General features: G+C 61.1%; 24 protein-coding genes and 2 tRNA genes. 18 read left to right on the top strand and 8 right to left on the bottom strand.

Translation table 11 applies throughout. The annotated features are described in order from the left end of the window. Positions 1-78: 78 nt before the first annotated feature. Together galE and P3R82_RS22900 are read left to right on the top strand one after the other, a co-directional pair. On the top strand, positions 79-1,110 hold the full coding sequence (gene galE / locus P3R82_RS22905; protein WP_283195449.1) for a UDP-glucose 4-epimerase GalE: 1,032 nt from the start codon (positions 79-81) through the stop codon (positions 1,108-1,110). A gap of 223 nt (positions 1,111-1,333) precedes the next feature. Continuing rightward, on the top strand, positions 1,334-2,401 hold the full coding sequence (locus P3R82_RS22900; protein WP_283195448.1) for an enoyl-CoA hydratase/isomerase family protein: 1,068 nt from the start codon (positions 1,334-1,336) through the stop codon (positions 2,399-2,401). 13 nt (positions 2,402-2,414) lie between these two features. Here the strand turns inward: P3R82_RS22900 and P3R82_RS22895 are convergent, their stop codons facing one another. Beyond that, on the bottom strand, positions 2,415-2,681 hold the full coding sequence (locus tag P3R82_RS22895) for a hypothetical protein (RefSeq protein WP_283195447.1): 267 nt from the start codon (positions 2,679-2,681) through the stop codon (positions 2,415-2,417). A 168-nt stretch (positions 2,682-2,849) separates the two neighbouring features. Between P3R82_RS22895 and P3R82_RS22890 the strand changes: the two genes are divergently transcribed. Further along, entirely contained in the window at positions 2,850-3,113 is a 264-nt protein-coding gene (locus P3R82_RS22890) for a hypothetical protein (protein WP_283195446.1), read from the top strand. Positions 3,114-3,264: 151 nt separating this feature from the next. Beyond that, positions 3,265-3,525, top strand: a complete 261-nt coding sequence (locus P3R82_RS22885) for a hypothetical protein (RefSeq protein WP_183901530.1) — start codon at positions 3,265-3,267, stop codon at positions 3,523-3,525. Positions 3,526-3,886: 361 nt separating this feature from the next. Here P3R82_RS22885 and P3R82_RS22880 read toward each other — a convergent pair whose 3' ends face one another. The 4 genes from P3R82_RS22880 to P3R82_RS22865 form a co-directional block, all read right to left on the bottom strand. Further along, entirely contained in the window at positions 3,887-4,129 is a 243-nt protein-coding gene (locus tag P3R82_RS22880; protein ID WP_183901531.1) for a DUF982 domain-containing protein, read from the bottom strand. 210 nt (positions 4,130-4,339) lie between these two features. Continuing rightward, the gene (locus tag P3R82_RS22875; protein WP_283195445.1) at positions 4,340-4,585 is read right to left on the bottom strand and encodes a hypothetical protein; all 246 of its coding nucleotides are present in this window, start codon (positions 4,583-4,585) and stop codon (positions 4,340-4,342) included. Positions 4,586-4,717: 132 nt separating this feature from the next. Beyond that, the gene (locus tag P3R82_RS22870; protein WP_183901533.1) at positions 4,718-4,861 is read right to left on the bottom strand and encodes a hypothetical protein; all 144 of its coding nucleotides are present in this window, start codon (positions 4,859-4,861) and stop codon (positions 4,718-4,720) included. A gap of 272 nt (positions 4,862-5,133) precedes the next feature. Beyond that, positions 5,134-5,208 (bottom strand) — tRNA-Thr (locus tag P3R82_RS22865). 154 nt (positions 5,209-5,362) lie between these two features. Between P3R82_RS22865 and P3R82_RS22860 the strand changes: the two genes are divergently transcribed. The 10 genes from P3R82_RS22860 to P3R82_RS22815 all read left to right on the top strand — a co-directional run bounded on the left by P3R82_RS22860 (position 5,363) and on the right by P3R82_RS22815 (position 11,377). Further along, positions 5,363-5,557 carry a hypothetical protein gene (locus P3R82_RS22860; protein WP_283195444.1) on the top strand — a complete coding sequence of 65 codons (195 nt, stop codon included), beginning with the start codon at positions 5,363-5,365 and terminating at the stop codon, positions 5,555-5,557. 104 nt (positions 5,558-5,661) lie between these two features. After that, positions 5,662-6,954, top strand: coding sequence for a UDP-N-acetylglucosamine 1-carboxyvinyltransferase (gene murA, locus P3R82_RS22855; protein WP_283195443.1), 1,293 nt, complete (start codon positions 5,662-5,664; stop codon positions 6,952-6,954). A gap of 163 nt (positions 6,955-7,117) precedes the next feature. Then, positions 7,118-7,555 carry a DUF2948 family protein gene (locus P3R82_RS22850; protein WP_283195442.1) on the top strand — a complete coding sequence of 146 codons (438 nt, stop codon included), beginning with the start codon at positions 7,118-7,120 and terminating at the stop codon, positions 7,553-7,555. Between the two features lie 38 nt (positions 7,556-7,593). Beyond that, positions 7,594-8,892: a histidinol dehydrogenase gene (hisD, locus tag P3R82_RS22845; RefSeq protein ID WP_283195441.1), complete on the top strand. Its 1,299-nt coding sequence runs from the start codon at positions 7,594-7,596 to the stop codon at positions 8,890-8,892. 3 nt (positions 8,893-8,895) lie between these two features. Next, positions 8,896-9,369 (top strand): UPF0262 family protein, encoded by a 474-nt coding sequence (locus P3R82_RS22840; protein ID WP_283195440.1) that lies wholly within the window; start codon positions 8,896-8,898, stop codon positions 9,367-9,369. Between the two features lie 5 nt (positions 9,370-9,374). Continuing rightward, positions 9,375-9,851, top strand: a complete 477-nt coding sequence (locus P3R82_RS22835) for a low molecular weight phosphatase family protein (RefSeq protein WP_283195439.1) — start codon at positions 9,375-9,377, stop codon at positions 9,849-9,851. A gap of 130 nt (positions 9,852-9,981) precedes the next feature. Continuing rightward, on the top strand, positions 9,982-10,200 hold the full coding sequence (gene infA / locus P3R82_RS22830) for a translation initiation factor IF-1 (RefSeq protein WP_003545338.1): 219 nt from the start codon (positions 9,982-9,984) through the stop codon (positions 10,198-10,200). A gap of 57 nt (positions 10,201-10,257) precedes the next feature. Further along, positions 10,258-10,878: a Maf-like protein gene (locus tag P3R82_RS22825; protein ID WP_018898379.1), complete on the top strand. Its 621-nt coding sequence runs from the start codon at positions 10,258-10,260 to the stop codon at positions 10,876-10,878. A gap of 32 nt (positions 10,879-10,910) precedes the next feature. After that, positions 10,911-11,120 carry a DNA gyrase inhibitor YacG gene (gene yacG / locus P3R82_RS22820; protein ID WP_283195438.1) on the top strand — a complete coding sequence of 70 codons (210 nt, stop codon included), beginning with the start codon at positions 10,911-10,913 and terminating at the stop codon, positions 11,118-11,120. A 181-nt stretch (positions 11,121-11,301) separates the two neighbouring features. Further along, a tRNA-Phe gene (locus P3R82_RS22815) sits at positions 11,302-11,377 on the top strand. 118 nt (positions 11,378-11,495) lie between these two features. On the opposite strand, the gene P3R82_RS22810 is transcribed toward P3R82_RS22815, so the two are convergent. Then, on the bottom strand, positions 11,496-12,476 hold the full coding sequence (locus tag P3R82_RS22810; RefSeq protein ID WP_283195437.1) for a flagellin: 981 nt from the start codon (positions 12,474-12,476) through the stop codon (positions 11,496-11,498). A gap of 330 nt (positions 12,477-12,806) precedes the next feature. Here P3R82_RS22810 and P3R82_RS22805 point away from each other — a divergent pair, with 330 nt between their 5' ends. Then, entirely contained in the window at positions 12,807-13,076 is a 270-nt protein-coding gene (locus P3R82_RS22805; RefSeq protein ID WP_047507331.1) for a hypothetical protein, read from the top strand. 133 nt (positions 13,077-13,209) lie between these two features. Continuing rightward, positions 13,210-13,443 carry a hypothetical protein gene (locus tag P3R82_RS22800; RefSeq protein WP_183901542.1) on the top strand — a complete coding sequence of 78 codons (234 nt, stop codon included), beginning with the start codon at positions 13,210-13,212 and terminating at the stop codon, positions 13,441-13,443. A 23-nt stretch (positions 13,444-13,466) separates the two neighbouring features. Here P3R82_RS22800 and P3R82_RS22795 read toward each other — a convergent pair whose 3' ends face one another. After that, the gene (locus P3R82_RS22795) at positions 13,467-13,715 is read right to left on the bottom strand and encodes a hypothetical protein (protein WP_183901543.1); all 249 of its coding nucleotides are present in this window, start codon (positions 13,713-13,715) and stop codon (positions 13,467-13,469) included. 229 nt (positions 13,716-13,944) lie between these two features. Here P3R82_RS22795 and P3R82_RS22790 point away from each other — a divergent pair, with 229 nt between their 5' ends. Then, a complete protein-coding gene (locus P3R82_RS22790; protein ID WP_183901544.1) occupies positions 13,945-14,349 on the top strand; it encodes a hypothetical protein in 405 nt (134 codons plus the stop codon). 58 nt (positions 14,350-14,407) lie between these two features. On the opposite strand, the gene P3R82_RS22785 is transcribed toward P3R82_RS22790, so the two are convergent. Then, positions 14,408-14,614 (bottom strand): hypothetical protein, encoded by a 207-nt coding sequence (locus tag P3R82_RS22785; RefSeq protein WP_183901545.1) that lies wholly within the window; start codon positions 14,612-14,614, stop codon positions 14,408-14,410. A gap of 270 nt (positions 14,615-14,884) precedes the next feature. On the opposite strand from P3R82_RS22785, the gene P3R82_RS22780 reads away from it, so the two are divergent. Beyond that, complete coding sequence (locus P3R82_RS22780) at positions 14,885-15,313, top strand: OsmC family protein (RefSeq protein WP_018898387.1); 429 nt, start codon at positions 14,885-14,887, stop codon at positions 15,311-15,313. The last annotated feature ends 35 nt before the right edge of the window (positions 15,314-15,348 follow it).

Here is a 15,348-nt window from a genome sequence, read left to right as displayed (position 1 = left end):
ACCGCTCGGGCCGTTTATTCGAATTTCGGAAAGGAAAGCCGCGTCAGATGCCCGTGTGATAAAACGGGAGTGTGGGACATGGCAATTCTGGTGACGGGTGGTGCCGGTTATATCGGCAGCCATATGGTCTGGACATTGCTGGATGCCGGTGAGCAGGTCGTTGTCCTCGATCGCCTCTCCACGGGCTTTCGATGGGCCGTGGCGCCGGAAGCGCGCTTCTATCTCGGCGATGTCGCCGACACCGAATTGCTCAAGACCATCTTTATCGAAAACGACATCGAGGCGATCATCCATTTCGCCGGTTCCGCCGTCGTCCCGGCCTCCGTCGCCGATCCGCTGTCCTACTACGACAATAACTCCGGCAAGACCCGGGCGCTGATGAGCGCGGCGGTCAGCGCCGGTATCCGCCATTTCGTCTTCTCGTCCACCGCCGCCGTCTACGGGCCGCAGCCGAGCTCGGCCCCGGTCAAGGAAAACGCGTCGCTCAACCCGGAAAATCCCTACGGCCAGTCGAAGCTGATGACCGAGTTCATGCTCCGCGATGCCGCCGCCGCCTATGATTTCAACTATGTGGCCCTGCGTTACTTCAACGTCGCCGGCGCCGACCCGCTCGGCCGCGCCGGGCAGTCGACCTCGGGCGCGACGCATCTGATCAAGGTCGCCTGCGAAGCGGCCCTCGGGCGCCGCGACAGCGTCAGCGTCTATGGGCTTGACTACCCGACGCATGACGGCACCGGCGTGCGCGACTACATCCACGTCAGCGATCTGGCCGAGGCGCATCTGAGAGCCCTGCAGCACCTGCGCCGCGAGCGCGGCTCGCTGGTCGCCAATTGTGGTTATGGCGCCGGATATTCGGTGCTCGACGTGCTGAACATGGTCACGCGCCTGCACGGCCAGGCCTTCAAGATCCACATGGCGCCGCGTCGTCCCGGCGATTCCGCAAGCGTCGTGGCCGATGCTACTCTGGCGAACCGCGTGCTCGGCTGGACTCCCCGATACGATTCGCTCGAGACCATCGTGCGCAGCGCGCTCGATTGGGAGCTGTCGTTGATGCGCCGTGATGCCGAGGATCTGCAGGGGCTGCATCGCGTACTTGCCGCCTCCTTCTGAGCCGTCGTCAGGCCTGTTCACCACCGAGCTCATGCTCCGCCGAGACTGTCGCAGTCTTGCGACCGAACGCGGGCACGAGTGCCTTCCTCACAGGACAGCCATCGACTATCCGGCCGAGCGCGATAAGTTTGTGTACAAGCAGCGCCTCGCGCTGACAGCATGAGCGCGGAGTAGCAATTTGGCGTGGCCGCATGATCGCGGTTAAGCCGCAAGGAGGCCCGGGATGCACGACAAGGTCGATCAGCGCGAGGTTATCGTCGAGCGACAGGGTTCCGCTGGCATCATCCGCCTCAACCGCCCGAGGGCGTTGAACAGCCTGACGCTCGATATGGTCCGCTCGATCGATGCGGCGCTCAGTGAATTCGCCGCCGATGCCGATGTGGCGACCGTGGTCGTCATGGGCGAGGGAGAGCGCGGCTTCTGCGCCGGTGGCGATATCCGCGCGCTGCACGAGAGCGGGCGTGCCGGCACGTCGCTGGCGGAAGACTTCTGGCGCCACGAGTTTCATCTCAATCACCGCATCGCCTTCTATCCCAAACCCTATGTCGCGCTGATGGACGGCATCACCATGGGCGGCGGCGTCGGTCTTTCCGCGCATGGTCGCCACCGCGTGGTCACCGAGCGCACCCGCTTCGCCATGCCCGAGACAGGCATCGGCTATTTCCCCGACGTCGGCGCCACCTGGCTGCTGCCGCACGCCTTGGGCGAAGTTGGCATCTGGATCGGCCTGACGGGCCTGGAGGTGGGCGCGGCCGACGTGATTCATGCCGGCCTCGCCGATGTGCAAGTTGCCTCGTTCCAGCTGCCGGAGCTCGTCGATACGCTGGCCGGGCTATCGCGTGGCGCCAGCTCGCGCGATGTCGATGTCGTCCTGAAGAACCTGTCGACCGATCCGGGCAAGGGACCGCTCAGGCTGAACAGCAGCCTGATCGAGCGCACCTTTCGCTTCGGCACGGTCGGCGAAATCATCGCCGCCTTGAAAGCGGAGGTTTCGGATTTCGCGACTGAAACGCTGCGCGCCATCGAGCTGCGCTCGCCGACCAGCCTGGCGCTGACCCTGCGCCTGTTGCACGAGGGCAAGCAGAGCCGCAGCCTGGGCCAGTGCCTGCGGCGCGAGTTCAGCGCCTGCCTGGGCATCCTGCACAGTCCCGATTTCTACGAGGGCATCCGCGCCGCCGTCATCGACAAGGACCGCAAGCCGAAATGGATGCCCGCCACGATCGAGGCGGTCGAACCCGCTGAGATCGAGCGCTTCCTGCGCCCGGCGGAACCGCCGCTGGCGCTCGTCTAGGCAGGCGCGGTGCTTACATCGGGAAATCCGGAATAGTCTCGCGCCGGGTCAGCTTCAGCGTCCGGTCGGGCTGCAGGATGTAGGTTTCCAGCACCTTCGTTCCGGTTGAATCATAGAAGGAATTATGGACGACGCTGCCCGGCGGCGATTTCGTCAGCTTGGTGCGCGGCTGCCCGCCATAGGTGATGCTTCCGGGGATGGGCTGCACCTCCGCCGTCTCGCTGGTCGTGCAGCCGGCCAGAAGAAATGTCGCCGCAACGGCCGATATCAGGATTTTCATGGCGATCACCCAAAATGTCTATGCTGTTGATATGGCTCGCTTCGCTTCACGCGCCAAGAGGTGTTCGGATTTTCTTCTCGAAAATACTCGAACTATAGCGCGCGCGCACTGCAACGAAATGCCGCGTTGCAGCGTTAAACAGCAGGACAAATCGCTTTGGAGGCGAAGATGGTACAGCTGTTCCAGACCTTTGCCGGTCATGAGGATCACTGCGAACAGGGGCACAGCCAGTCGTCTATGCGGGCTGCCGTCGAAAGCGCGCTGAGCGCCGATGCCGAGCTCGACTGCACCGAGATCACGGTCACGATGCTTGGGCCTTACGCCGTGCTCGAGGGGTTCGCGCACAGTGCCAGCGACATCGTTCGCGCCACGATGATCGCCGAGGACGTCGTGGGAAAAGGCAATGTCCAGAGCCGGATGCTGCGGCGCTGATGATTGGTGTTTCCGGTTTGTCGTGCACTGGTGGGGCAATACTGTGAGCGAGAAGTAAAAAACGTTAACGCAGTTAAAAGTGGCCACGTTCTTGCGGAACTAAACTCGCGGCTGGTCCGTTACTTGCGTAAATCAAACATGGGAGAATGGCATGAAGCGCTTTCTTCGAGTTGGGATGCCTTCTTTAGCGCTGATGGTTGGCGCATTTGCATTGCCGGCCTTGGCTTCACTGGAGATCGACAGCGACTATTCCGCGCTGCAGCGTGATGATGTCGTGGTGGCGCAATATGGCGATCCGATCGCCTGCGTACCCTCCGCCGCACGTTACGTTCCGTCGTTCATTCGCGCCGGTGACGGCACGATCATCGGCGTGGGTTATGTGGAAGTGGCAAGCGCCGATACGGGATGCTGATATCAGGTAACGCTCAATTAACCAGCCGGCCGTGGCGCATCGCCAGACGATGCGCGGACGTGAGGCGCGTATTGCCGCCCGTTCAAACATCATTGTCTAAGCTGTTGTTTTGAAGGAGATCGTACGAGGCCCGCCTGCGCTTTTGGCACAGAGGGTGACGAGCCTCTGACCATCATCATGATGGCTGAGAATGTTCTAGTGATCGTTGTGTCACCGTGACAACCGGCTTCGCGCGGCTGCCCCCGACAAGCTCCCGCAAGGGTTAAGCAAAAATCAACTCTGTTTTATTTCGAGCCAATTGTGGACCGTTACGATCCCGATCGGGCCTCGAACCGATACCGATTTGATCGGCTGCGCTCGTTCAGTGGACGTGAAGCCTTGCTTCTTCCGCCGCCGCGACGAATTCCGCGCGTGCTTCTTCCACGCTTTTGCGGCCGTCCAGCGCCGCCCGGCATGTGCTGCGGGCCTTTAGATAGCGCAGGCCGCGAACATTGGGCCAGAGCTCCGTAAGGCATGTCAGTGCGTCGAATGGGCCGGATATCGTCCGCGCGCCCGTCGTTTCGAAGCCGACATGGATAGGGTCATTCCACTTTTCGCTTGCCATTTGCGCACTCCTCCATTGCTCACGCCATAACTCTGCAGCGTTCTGCCTGCTCCTCCCGCAAAGCAGTGTGCGAGAGCATTTTAGCGATAATTCACAAACCCGCAAATGGGAAAAGACGCACGCATTCGGCGGACCGAACCAAAGGCGTATCCGGCACAAGCACCCGGCCCGTTCGACCGAGTGCCTGCAACATCCGTCAAGCCTGCGCGTTTAGCGGCAGACCCGTGTGGTCTCGGTCACGAGCTTGCCGTGGCTGCGGTACTTCACGGTCTTCATGCGGCAATTGGAGCGCGCCGAATGTTGGCGATAGGAGCGGTTGTAATAGGGGCGGGGCTTGTAGCGCTCGTGATAACCGGGCTGACCGATTCTCACCGTCACGCTATCGGCAAAGGATGGCATTGCCGTTGCGCCGAACGATGCGATAGCCACGACGGCGGCGGTAATAAGCTTCTTCATGCTGGTCTCCATTCATAACAGCGTTGACGAAACGTTCGTATCGATAATTTGTTCGATACGAATAATAAGCGCAGCATGAATGTGAGCTGAGAGGCATGTTCATGTCCGGGTCATCCCGGCGGCGAACAGCTTTTATTGAGCGATGGTATAGACGAACATGGCTCTGTAGACGGCGATGGTTCCGATGACGGCGGTGAAAACAGCCAGGACCATGGCAATGAGGATAACGGCCTTCGTCACCTTGCTGTTCTGCTGGTCGTTGTCATCAGTGCTCATCGTCGTCTCCTGCTGGGTCGCCATGCCCTGTCGCTTATGCGGCCGGAGAGGCGTTTGAATATCGGCACCTCTTAGCCAGTCGGCCGCGCTTTCGCAAACCGGGATATCTCTTTCAGCCGGAGGTCCGTTGCACGTCGCAATTACCGCAAATCTCGCAATAATGCCGTAGCAAAAGGGCTTTCCACCAAAATGGCCCGGCTGTCCGGCCGAACAGGCGCGGACCTGCGTCGATCGGACGCAATACGGAAGCTGGTATTTACCGGGGAGAAAACTGGTGCTGCCGAGTGGGATTGAACCACCGACCTCACCCTTACCAAGGGTGTGCTCTACCACTGAGCTACGGCAGCGAGGACCAGACGCTGGGCAACCGAACCGGCTGCGTTGCGTGAACGGGGCGGCTATTGCCACAGCTTCGGGACAAGCGCAAGCCGCAATTTCAAACTTCTGTCAGTTTCACGTCGCCACTTTTGGATTGCCGCGAATTCGGGTAAGCCATGAAACATGACCGAAGACACTGAAAATGCCCGCAAGGGCCGCAAGGACGCGATCGAGCAGCAGGCGAAATTGCGCCGCGATCGGGCCGCCGAAAAATTGCGGGAAAATCTTTCGAGGCGCAAACAGCAGACGCGCGCCCGCCGTTCCGGCCAGGCCGACGAGACAAATGGGCTGCCTGCCGCAAAAATGGACGGATCGTAATGTTCCGTCTGCTTCGAATTGAAGCCTTCGCGGATTTCGTCTAAAGACCTGCATCCTTTTAAAAGACAGAGTTTCAGAAAGGCGGGCATCGCCCGTAATCGCCTATGGATCGTATCAGAATTGTCGGCGGTAATGAGCTTAACGGCATCATTCCCATTTCCGGCGCCAAGAATGCCGCCTTGCCGCTGATGATCGCCTCGCTGCTGACCAGCGATACGCTGACGCTCGAAAACGTGCCGCACCTGGCCGATGTCGAGCAGTTGCTGCGCATCCTCGGCAACCACGGCGTCGATGTTTCGGTCAATGGCCGCCGCGAACGCCAGGAAGACAGCTACTCCCGCACGATCCACTTCACCTGCCGCACCATTGTCGACACGACCGCTCCCTACGAGCTGGTCTCGAAGATGCGCGCCTCCTTCTGGGTCATCGGCCCCCTTCTTGCGCGTGAAGGCCAGTGCCGCGTTTCGCTCCCCGGCGGTTGCGCCATCGGCACGCGCCCGGTCGATCTCTTCCTCGACGGTCTGACGGCGCTCGGCGCGACGCTCGATATCGACAGCGGCTATGTCAACGCCACCGCCCCCAAGGGCGGCCTGATCGGCGCAAAGTACACCTTCCCGAAGGTCTCCGTCGGCGCGACCCATGTCATGATGATGGCCGCCACGCTTGCCCGCGGCACCACCGTCATCGGCAACGCCGCCCGCGAGCCCGAGGTCGTCGACCTCGCCAACTGCCTGATCGCCATGGGCGCCAGGATCTCCGGCGCCGGCACCTCGACAATCACCATCGAAGGCGTCACCTCGCTGTCGGGCGCGCGCCACCGCGTTCTGCCGGATCGTATCGAGACCGGCACCTACGCCATGGCCGTTGCCATGGCCGGCGGCGATGTCGTGCTTGAAAACACCGATGTGGCGCTGCTCGACACCGCGCTCGAGACGCTTCGCCGCGCCGGTGCCGAGATCTCCGCGACCAACAACGGCATGCGCGTCCGCCGCAATGGCGCCGGCATCCGCCCGGTCGATATCGTCACCGATCCGTTCCCGGGCTTCCCGACCGACCTGCAGGCGCAGTTCATGGCGCTGATGACCCGCTCCACCGGCGTGTCTCATGTCACCGAGACCATCTTCGAAAACCGCTTCATGCACGTGCAGGAACTTGCCCGCCTCGGCGCCAAGATCTCGCTGTCGGGCCAGACGGCGAAGATCGAGGGCGTGCCGCGCCTGAAGGGTGCTCCGGTCATGGCAACCGACCTGCGCGCTTCCGTGTCGCTCGTCATCGCCGGCCTTGCGGCCGAAGGCGAGACCATGGTGTCGCGCGTCTACCACCTCGATCGTGGCTTCGAGCGCCTGGAAGAAAAGCTCACCCGCTGCGGCGCGGTGGTCGAACGCGTCAGCGAATAAGCGCAACTGTAGACGTAACGAGACAAAGGGCGGTCATTCGCCCTTTGTCCCCGTTGCGCAACGGGCGTTAGCGCCTTATGTCCCTTGTTGCTACGGCACCGCCATTCCGCGGCGCCGGGTATCGCCATCCCGGCGATATCGGAGACAACGGGGTGCTGCCTGAATGACCGACCTGAAGCTTGTTGCGCTGGATAGCGAAGACCTTGCCATCGTCTCCGCGCATACGCAGGATAGCGTCTTCAAGGTCGCGGATCTCTCCTGGTCGCCGCGCGACCACCAGTTCTCCATCGCCGCCAATCGTTTCGTCTGGGAAGAAGCGGCCGCCAAGCGCAAGGGCTTCGAGCGCCGCCGCGCCGCCATCGTCTTCAAGCGCGTGCTGGCCGTGCGCTCCGTCGGCATCAATCAAAAGAACCGTGAGGACGTCCTGTCGCTGCTCGCCATCCGTTTCGAGCAGAAGGGGGAGGGGCCCGAGGGCACCGTGCAGATCGATCTGGCCGCCGGCGCCACCATCGCGCTCGATGTCGAATGCATCGAGGTTCAGCTTGCGGATATCGGCGGCGCATGGGAAACCGCATCCAAGCCGCGCCATCCCGGCGCCTGAATACGCATTTATCGAAGCATACCGAGAGGAATTGACGCGTGGCAATCTGGTTGGATCAGGCATCGGACGATTTCGGACAGCGTTTCGCGGCGTTTCTGACGACCAAGCGCGAAATGTCCGAGGACGTGAACACCACCGTTCGCGCCATTATCGATGATGTGCGCGCCCGCGGCGATGCGGCGCTCGCCGAATACTCGCGCAAGTTCGAGGGCATCGATTTCGCCGAGACGCCGATGCGCGTCACCGAAGCGGAAATCGACGCGGCCGTCGAGGCCGTGCCCGCCGAGGTGCTGGGCGCGCTCAAGGTCGCCGCCGTCCGCATCGAATCCCACCACGCCCGCCAGCTCCCCAAGGACGATATCTACGAAGACGCCATGGGCGTGACGCTCGGCTCGCGCTGGACGGCGATCGAGGCGGTCGGCCTTTATGTTCCCGGCGGCACGGCAAGCTATCCGAGCTCTGTGCTGATGAACGCCATTCCGGCCAAGGTCGCCGGCGTCGATCGTGTCGTCATCGTCGTTCCGGCAACGGGCGGCCAGGTCAACCCCGCCGTGCTCGCCGCCGCCAAGCTTGCCGGCGTCACCGAGATCTACCGCATCGGCGGTGCCCAGGCGGTCGCGGCGCTCGCCTACGGCACCGAGAGCATCGCGCCGGTCGACAAGATCACCGGCCCCGGTAACGCCTATGTCGCCGCCGCCAAGCGCCACGTCTTCGGCACTGTCGGCATCGACATGATCGCCGGCCCGTCGGAAGTCCTCGTCATCGCCGACAAGGACAACAATCCGGATTGGATCGCGGCCGACCTGCTCGCCCAGGCGGAGCATGATGTCAGCGCCCAGTCGATCCTGATTACCGACGACGCGGCCTTCGGCAAGGCAGTCGAGGCAGCAGTCGAGCGCCAGCTGAAGACGCTGAACCGCGCCGACACGGCCGCCGCCAGCTGGCGTGATTTCGGCGCCGTCATCCTGGTCAAGCAGATCAGCGACGCCATCCCGCTCGCAAACCGCATCGCCGCCGAGCATCTGGAACTCGCCGTCGCCGATCCCGATGCGCTGGTCGACAAGGTCCGCAATGCCGGCGCCATCTTCATCGGCGCGCATACGCCCGAAGTGATCGGCGATTATGTCGGCGGCTCCAACCATGTGCTGCCGACGGCCCGCTCCGCGCGGTTTTCGTCCGGCCTCTCGGTGCTTGATTTCGTCAAGCGCACCTCGATCCTGCGTCTCGGCCCCGAACAGCTGCGCACCCTCGGCCCGGCCGCTATCGCGCTCGCGGTATCCGAAGGTCTCGACGCCCACGCGCGGTCGGTCGCGATCCGCCTCAACCTGGAACGGTAAGCGATGGCTGCGGGCGACTTCCGGCTTTGCGACGTCGTCCTGGACGACACCATCGGCCGATCGACGCCCGATGTCGAGCACGAGCGCGCCGTCGCCATCTTCGATCTCATCGAGGAAAACAGTTTTACGCCCATCGGCCATGCCGGTGGCCCGTACCGGCTGAACATTTCGCTCGTCGATGCCAAGCTGGTCTTTGCGATCACGACGGAAGGCGGCGAGGCTGTCGCCACCCATATCCTGTCGCTCACCCCGTTCCGCCGCATCGTGAAGGATTACTTCATGATCTGCGAGAGCTATTACGAGGCGATCCGTTCCGCCTCGCCAAGCCGCATCGAGGCGATCGACATGGGTCGGCGCGGCATCCATAACGAAGGTTCACAAACCCTGCGGAACCGATTGGACGGCAAGATCGAGGTGGATTTCGATACCGCGCGCCGCCTGTTCACGCTGGTCTGCGTTCTCTACTGGCGCGGATGACCGGGATGGACGAGCTCGAACCAGCAGGCGCGAGGGTCAAGCCGGGCGCGATTTTGTTCATGTGCGGCCTGAATGCCATCCGCTCGCCCATGGCGGAGGCGATCGCTCGTAGCATGCTGCCCGCCAATACCTATATATGCTCGGCGGGCGTCCGTGCGGGCGAGCGCGATCCCTTTGTCGATGTGGTGCTCGATGAAATCGGACTTTCGCTCGGGCGCCATCTGCCGCACACGCTCGACGATCTCGAAGACGATTATTTCGATGTGATCATCACGCTTTCTCCGCCAGCCCATCACGCAGCGCTGGAACTGACGCGAGCGAGCGCCGTCGAGGTGGTCTACTGGCCGACCATGGACCCGACCGTCGTGCAGGGCACGCGGGAGCAGATTCTGGAGAGCTATCGCGAGGTGCGAAATCATCTCGCCGAGCTTATCGAGAACCGTCTATTAGACCGAAGTGGTATCGCCGCGCAGTCCGCATGAAACAAATAAAGGAAACGCGATCAATTTGGTTCACAAACCTCTGTTGATTGTGTAGTTTCCGCCCAAATTTTGAGGCGGCCCCAATCTTGGCCAATGCCGCCATCTCAACCGACAGGAAGAAAACACCTATATGCCTAAAGAAGAAGTCCTCGAGTTCCCGGGTATCGTCACCGAACTTTTGCCGAATGCGACGTTCCGCGTGAAGCTCGAAAACGAGCACGAGATCATCGCCCACACGGCTGGCCGCATGCGCAAGAACCGTATCCGCGTTCTCGCCGGCGACAAGGTTCTTGTGGAAATGACTCCATACGACCTCACCAAGGGCCGTATCACCTACCGCTTCAAGTAAGCTTGAGCTGAAAGCCCCCAGGGCTTTCGCTTCCGTCTGCCCGGTGGTCGAGGTTCCATGGCGCTCAAATACAAGCTCATTCTGGCTTCGGGTTCGCCCCGCCGCGTTGACCTGCTCAACCAGGCAGGCATCGAGCCGTCGCGCCTGATGCCGATGGATATCGACGAGACGCCGAAGAAGTCGGAGCACCCGCGCTCGCTGGCCCGCCGCCTGTCCACGGAAAAGGCCGAGGCAGCGCTGGCCGCCATCAAGGGCGACATGACCTGGAAGGGCAGCTATATCCTCGCCGCCGATACCGTCGTGGCCGTCGGTCGCCGTATTCTCGGCAAGGCCGAGTTCGCCGACGAGGCCTCGGCCTCGCTCTACCTGCTCTCCGGCCGCAGCCATTGGGTCTACACCGGCGTCTGCCTGGTGACCCCTGATCGCAAGATCCGCCAGAAGATCGTGGAAACCAAGGTGCGCTTCAAGCGTTTGTCGGGTTTCGAGGTCGAGAACTATCTGGCCTCCGGCCAGTGGCGCGGCAAGGCGGGCGCCTACGGCATCCAGGGGCTGGCCGGCACCTTCGTGCAGAAGATGGTCGGCTCCTACACCAACGTCGTCGGCCTGCCGCTGTACGAGACCATTTTGCTTCTGACCGGCGAGGGCTTCGACGTCCATAGCCGGTGGCCCGAGGCTTGAAGCCGGCGGGCCGAAAACCCGAAGGAATGACCATGCCCGATGACACCAGACAGAGCGCCAAGATCGAACCGCTGCGCAAGGCGCACCCATGTCCCGAGTGCAACACGCCGTCGCAGCGCGAGCATTATCCGTTCTGCTCGAACCGCTGCCGCGAAGTCGATCTCTCCCGCTGGCTGAACGGCTCCTACGCCATTCCCGTTGCCGAGGACGAAACGAAGGCCGAGTATCCCGACGAGAACTGATCGCGTTTTCCGCTCGGGAAGCCGTTCATTTTGTTCGATAATTCGGAAAATTCACAGGCCTGTCAAAAAACTCTCATTTGGCGCTTGCCATGGCCGAACAAGATGTTATAACCCCGCTCGCTTCCGGGGAAAACCAAACCCCTTCCGCTCTTGCAAGTGAGAGTGTGGCCGAAGCAGGAATGCCCAGATAGCTCAGTTGGTAGAGCAGCGGATTGAAAATCCGCGTGTCCGTGGTTCAAATCCGCGTCTGGGCACCACTCTTTCCCTCAGATTGAACCGTTGATCGAGACGATGAAAAGCCCGCGTATTTCGCGTCGCACGGCACTCGTGTTCGGCCGGGTGCCGTTGCATTGCAGTTGAGCTACGAGATCGTTTTTAGCCCTGGAACAGGCTGAGAATGTTGCGCGGCGCGGAGTTCGCGATCGAAAGCGATTGAACGGCCAGCTGCTGCTGTGTCTGTAGCGCCGAGAGCCTGGAGGATTGCTCCTCCATGTCGGCGTCCACGAGACGGCCGATGCCGCTGTCGATCGAATCGCTGAGCTTCGAGGCGAAGTCGTTCTGCTGGTCAACGGTGCGGCTCAAGGAGCCGATGTCGGACGCCACCTTCGTCATCTGCTTTGTCATGCCTTCGAGCGTCGATAGCATGTCGTCGAGTTCCGCCGATGTCGTCGAATTGTTGATCGCCAGGTCGGTCGCCGTCGCGGGCGCCGTGGCGCCCTTCAGGACCACGTAGTTCTTGGCCGAGCCTGCCTGCACGGCGAAGGCCTCGCTCGACAGGATGCCGTATTCGCCGGAGCCGCCGTTGTCGACGAAATACTGCACGTCGGTGTCGGTGCGGGGCGGCGGCGTGTTGATCGCGTAGCTCACCGTGCCGAGCTCGACCGTGCCGTCATTGTTTCGGATGAAGGAGGTGACGATCTGTTTGTCGGCGGAATCGACGCTGCTGTTCCAGGAAAGCCAGTTCTGGCCGTTGAACGACGCCGCCGCCAGCGTCGCCGTCAGCTGCCCCTTCAACTGCGTCAGTTCCTCGTTGACTTTCGTCTTGTCGACGCCGTCTTCATAAGCCGTGACCAACTTCGCCTTCATCTCCGACATGACGTCGATCGAGGAGGCAATCGCCTCGTAGGTCGTGTCGAGAATGGCGCCGCTCAGTCCCAGCGCGTCCTGCACCGCCGAAACCGCCTTGTTGTCCGAGCGCATTGTCGTGGCGACCGACCAATAGGCGGCATTGTCGGCGGCCTTGCCGACGCGCAGTCCGCTCGACACCTGCCTCTGGGTCTCGCTCAGGCTTGAGTTGACCGAACGAAGCGTCTGCAGCGCGATACTGGCGGATGTATTGGTGACGATCGAAGTCATGAGTAACTCGAAAATTGAAACTTCAGATTTATATTGAAGGATTTCTTGCGATCTGCGCACGTTATGGATGTTGAAGTATAGCTATGCTGGTTAATAAACTGCCTATCGAGACAGATGGATTTTAGCCAATTCGTGCCGAATATGGTGATCGCAACCTCGTTGACAGCATGTAAAACCATCAAGAAACACCACATATGAATTTGAGAACGTGTCACTGGTCTGTCAGCCATCGCCGGTAGTCCGCCTCTCACGTGCGATCCATCTTTTGATTTGGCGGCAAAGGATCGGGCTGATACAGCGGTCTTATCCCGCAGGACAGCAGAGAGTCGCATGGCCAAGACGAAAGAACCGAAGCTCGAACATTCCGAACTCGCCGGCGAGTTCACCGACGATGGCGTGACCGTTCTGGTCGATATCTTCCGCCCGGCGGGGACCAATGGCGACTGGAAAATGGAAGTCGTCACACAGGACGACGACCTGATCGAATGGGAAGAGGGATTCGAGACCGACCGCGACGCTTTCGATGAATTTCTGGCCACCGTCGAGCGCGACGGCATCCGTACATTCCTTGACGATGCGGACGAGCCTTCGGTTCATTGATGCCGTGACACTGTCGTGACCGTCGCATTCAGGCTGGCAAATGTCGCTTGTGGAGGCCCTTTAAAACAAACCGAAACTAAAGTGGGCCACTCCGAAAGATAAGTGCGCGCAAAGCGCGCCGGGAACAGCAAACATGAAAGCGTTGGAATACAGAGCCGCTCTGGCGGTCCTGGGATTGACCACTGCTGGAGTGGAAAATCTCTTTGGTGTCGATCAGATCACCAGCCGCCACTGGGCGACGGGAGAGCAGGATGTGCCGCGTGCCGTGTCGCTCTGCCTGCTCTTGATGGCGTCGCATAACCTGTCGGTCGTTCAGGCTCAGATCCTGGCCGACAGCGTCGACGTGCCGCTGGCGAAATCCGCCTGAACGCAGGCGTTCGGCGAAAGCGCTCAGGCCGCCGGCGCCTGGATCATCTTTTTCAGAACATCGAGAAGCTGCTTGGCGTCGTCGTTGGCGCCGATCACCCGCAGGCGCTCTTCCGCGAGGCTGATGATCGCTTCCATGCTTTCGCGTTCGCTCCATCCGGACGCGACACAGGCCTGGGCCAGGTCCTCGAACGCGAACTGCATCGCGTCCTGGCAGCGCACCTCCCGATCGGGATCGTCACTGGTGACAAATGGCCTGTAGATCTCCCGCATCACAGCTCTCCGCAAATCATTCGCACGAGCCATGCTAGACCACAGGCTTTAACGAAGTATTCATAACGATAGCGGGCAATCTGGGCGGAAATTCGCGTCGCGTCCGTTTTCCCATGGAGATGGTTGAAGTTGTCTCGTCGCGCACACTGTAACCTAATGATAAGGGCGTCGTTCTCAACGCCTCCATCAGGTGGTAATACTACTCTCGCCAAAAAGAGGGGAGATCAACATGCCACGCATCTCGCATCTATATTTCAAGACGGCCATTCTGTTCCTGATCGTCGGTATTGGAATGGGGCTGAAAATGGCGATCTCGCAGGACTACAGCGTGATCGGCGCTCATGCGCACTGCAATCTTCTGGGATGGGTCACGATGGCGCTCTTCGGCGTGTATTACGCGCTCAACCCGCGCAAGGCCGAACGCCGCATCGCGACGATCCAGTACGGCATCTATACAGCAGGCGTAACGTTGATGGTTCCGAGCCTCTACCTGATGTTGCTCGGCAACACCGCTATGGAGCCCGTCGTCGCGGTTGCCTCGATCGTTACGTTCGTCGGCGTCCTGCTGTTCGCCTTCGTGATTTTCTCCAGCGAACAGGTGGCCATGACACCATCGACGCCGTCCTATCGCTGAAGTCTTCCGTTTAACCTTTTCGGCGCGCGTTCTTGGGGGCGGGCGCCGTGGAGGTCGCTCAATGGACGACCTGAACGCGAATATGCTCCTTGGCGGCGTAGGAATGGCAGTCGATCGGCGCATCGCCGACGAAGATCACATCGCCGTCCTGATCGAACAGGCCCCAGCAGGCCTCGTCATCGACATAGACCTTGCGGACGTAACCGAACGGCGCGGTTTCGAAGACGACGTTTGGTGCAACAGCAACTGTCTCAAGTTCTCGCATGGATCACTCCGATAGTCATTTCTGTTTTAGTGCGACATCATATTGCATTGCGAGGCTGATGCGGGGCTATCCCCTAGAAATGGGGATGGCAAACTCAGCTTGACGATCATCGTCGCAGGGTGTCCCGAATCGGTCATGCATGCTGATTTCCTTCCTTGGTTGCAGCGTGCCGCCCCTTGCGGATTGCGATTGCAGCGGCGACAAGAGCGCATTGCACCAGCCAATCGAAGCTCCTATCTACTGATAGGAATCATCTCAAAGGAATAACTCATGGCCGACCTAAAGGTTCGCACTCGTCCCGTTGGCGCCAGCGCCGTTCTCGGCCGCACCGGCTTCCCGCATGTCACCTCCGCCACGGGCGGCGAGATCGATATCGTCACCAGCCCATCGCAGCCGGGCTTCAACCCGCTGGATCTCCTTTATTCGTCGCTGTCGGCGTGCCTGGTCTTGAGTGCCCGCATGGCGGCGAGCCAGCTCGGCGTTCTCGATCGCATCACCGAGCTCAAGGCCGACGTAACCGGCGAGAAGGCGACCGAGGGTCTGTCGCGGGTGAAGACCTTCAACATCGTCTTCTCCATCAAGGGCGACATCGACGAGGAGACCCGCCAGAAGATCGCCCACGCCGCCGAGGACGAGATCTGCACGGTGAGCAACACGATCCGCGGCAATCCGGAATTCTCGACCGTTATTTCCGGCTGATCCGACACCGAAACCGGCATTTGCGCGGTCTGGGC

This window comes from Rhizobium sp. AN80A (assembly GCF_030053015.1).
GTDB lineage: Bacteria > Pseudomonadota > Alphaproteobacteria > Rhizobiales > Rhizobiaceae > Rhizobium > Rhizobium metallidurans.
The sequence above is the reverse complement of the archived record's forward strand: the minus strand, read 5'-3'. Positions and strand labels throughout refer to the sequence as shown.